Source organism: Micropruina sp. (assembly GCF_047607385.1).
GTDB lineage: Bacteria > Actinomycetota > Actinomycetes > Propionibacteriales > Propionibacteriaceae > Micropruina.
The window spans coordinates 1-2,602 of the sequence record NZ_JASGDE010000228.1 but is presented as its reverse complement, the minus strand read 5'-3'; the positions used below and the strand labels follow the sequence as shown (position 1 = coordinate 2,602).

At 73.9% G+C, this 2,602-nt stretch carries 3 protein-coding genes; all 3 read left to right on the top strand.

Features of this window, described 5'->3' with window-relative positions; translation table 11 throughout:
- Window positions 1-464 (top strand): hypothetical protein (locus tag QM582_RS19420; RefSeq protein ID WP_415087226.1); only part of this gene is annotated, 464 nt, incomplete at its 5' end.
- Between the two features lie 166 nt (window positions 465-630).
- Entirely contained in the window at window positions 631-1,323 is a 693-nt protein-coding gene (locus QM582_RS19415) for a hypothetical protein (RefSeq protein ID WP_415087225.1), read from the top strand.
- On the top strand, window positions 1,323-2,602 hold a 1,280-nt coding region (locus QM582_RS19410; protein ID WP_415087224.1), incomplete at its 3' end, for a DNA polymerase Y family protein. The genes QM582_RS19415 and QM582_RS19410, both read left to right, overlap by 1 nt.

The following is a 2,602-nucleotide window of genomic DNA, read 5'->3' as shown; positions in this document are numbered from 1 at the left end:
CCCCGCCCACGACCCCGCCGACCACTCCGCCGACCACCCCGCCCACGACCCCGCCCACGACCCCGCCGACCACTCCGCCGGCGAAGACGGTCACCCTGAAGGTGCAGGTGGACAAGTACTCCACCACCACCAGCAAGCTGCGGGCCAAGGCCGTCGGCTACGACAATGACGGGCTGCTCCGCAAGAGCGAGGACAAGGCGCACTGGGGCAAGTCCAGCTGGGAGATCGTCACCGTCACCGGCACCACCGAGACCACCAAGTCGGAATGGCTGAGCAAGATCAACAAGGCCACCAAGAAGATGCCCGATCTGACCTCGTCGAGCAAGTGGACGGCGGCCGCCGCCAAGGGCAAGAAGTCGATCACCGTGGCCTGGGTCATCAGCGGCGACGACAAGCCGACCGCCTGGTACTACCAGCACACCAATACCAACGTCGCGCAGCGTTTCTTCGCCAGCAATCGCTGATCTCCAGCAGTAAAAGGGCTGTCATCGTGATAACACGATGACAGCCCTTTTAGCTATGTCCGGCGAGGACGATGCGGCGGAGCCGGCGTGGGGCGGGCGCTCCCGGCCGGTCTCGCCGGCGTGTCGCCACCTTGACGTAATCGAACGTTCGTTCGATCATCGTGGTATGTCGATCGGTGCCGCCTCTCCGCTGCAGGGGGACGCCCGGCTGGAGAGCCTCCGCCGGGTGCAGGGCGACGTCCGCTGGGCCGGTGCGCAGAGCGGACGCCGACTGCCGGTGCCGCCGGCGCTGGCCGAGCTGCTGCCGGGCGGCGGGCTGACGCCGGGATCGGCCTACTCGGTCACCCCGGGGGCATTGCTGCTGGCACTGCTGGCGGAGCCCTCCCGGGAGGGCTCCTGGTGCGGAGCGATCGGGCTGCCGGAACTCGGCGCCGAGGCTGCCGAGCAGGCCGGGCTGGATCTCGGCCGGCTGGCCCTGGTGCCGCGTCCGGAGGAACGCTGGTTCAGCATCACCGCCGCCCTGGCCGAAGTGATCCCCGTGGTCGCGGTCCGCCCCGGTGGCCGGGTGCGGGACGCCGACGCGTCCCGGCTGGCCGCCCGGCTGCGCAGCAGCGGAACCGTGCTGCTGGTGGCCGGGGCGTGGCCGCGGGTGGAGGCGACGCTGAGCACGTCGGCTCCGCGCTGGACCGGTCTGGGCGCCGGGCACGGCTACCTGACCGCCCGGGACGTGCTGGTGAGCGTCGCCTCGAAGCGCTTCCCCGCGCCCCGGCAGGCCCGGGTGTCGCTGCCGGACGGCTCGGGGTGGCTGTCCGCCGAACCGGCTCGCGCCGCCGAGCCGACACTGCGGGTGGTGAGCTGATGTCCGGGCCGGAGCCGCGGCGCTGCCTGGTGGTCTGGTTCCCGGACTGGCCGGTGACCGCCTGGCATCGCACCGAGTCCGACCCGTCGGCGGAGCCGGTGGCGATCCTGGAGGCGGGCACGATCCTGGCCTGTTCGCGGAGTGCACAGGCCGACGGGGTGACCGAGGGGATGCGCCGTCGGGAGGCCCAGGCCCGGTGCCCCGGACTGGTGGTGGTGCCGGCCGACCCTGGACGCGACGACCGGGTCTTCGGCGCCGTGCTGGACCGCCTGGAGCAGGTGGCCCCCGGTTTCCAGGTGGTCCGGGCCGGGTTGTGCGCGGTGCCCGCCCGCGGTATCGCCCGGTACTACGGCGGCGAGCGGCCGGCGTCCGAGGTGATCCTGGACGTGCTGGCCGAACTCGGCCTGCCCGATGCCCGGGTGGGTGTCGCCGACGGGTTGTTCACCGCCGAACAGGCCGCCCGGTCGACGGCACCGCCGGACCGGATCGAGGTCGTCCCGCCGGGCGAGGCCGCCGCGTTCCTGGCGCCACTACCGGTGACGGTGCTGGCCGAGGAGACCCTGAGTGTGCTGCTGCGCCGGCTCGGCGTCCGCACCCTGGGCAGTTTCGCGGCATTGCAGGCCGGCGCCGTCCGGGAACGGTTCGGCGCCCACGGCGCCCGGCTGCACGCCCTGGCCGGGGGCCGGGACTCCCGTCCGCTGCTCCCCCGGACGCCGCCGCCGGAACTGATCCGGGAGGCGAGCTTCGAGCCGCCGCTGGAACTGGTCGACCAGGTGGCCTTCTCGGTGCGCGCCACGGCGGACGAGTTCGTCGCCGCGCTGAGCGCGCACCGGCTGGTCTGCACCGAGCTGCGGGTCGGCTGCACCGACGCCGACGGCCGGATCGGCGAGCGGGTCTGGCTGCATCCGTCGTGCTTCGACGCCGCGGCGGTGGTCGACCGGGTGCGCTGGCAGCTGGCCGGCACCGAGGGCTGGCGGGGCGGCATCGTCGCCGTCCGGCTGGAGCCGGTCGCGGTCGACGAGGCCGCCCATCACGAGCCGGGGCTGTTCGGCGCCGGGGTGGACGAGCGGATGCATCACGCCCTCTCCCGGGTGCAGGCGATGCTCGGCCACGAGGGGGTGGCCACCCCGGTGATCGCCGGCGGCCGCTGGTTGGCCGAGCGGCAGCAGCTGGTGCCCTGGGGTGAGCGGGTGGTGCCGGCCAGCTCGCGCGCCGAGCCCTGGCCCGGGTCGCTGCCGGCCCCGGCTCCGGCGACGGTCTTCCCGCGGCGGCATCCGGT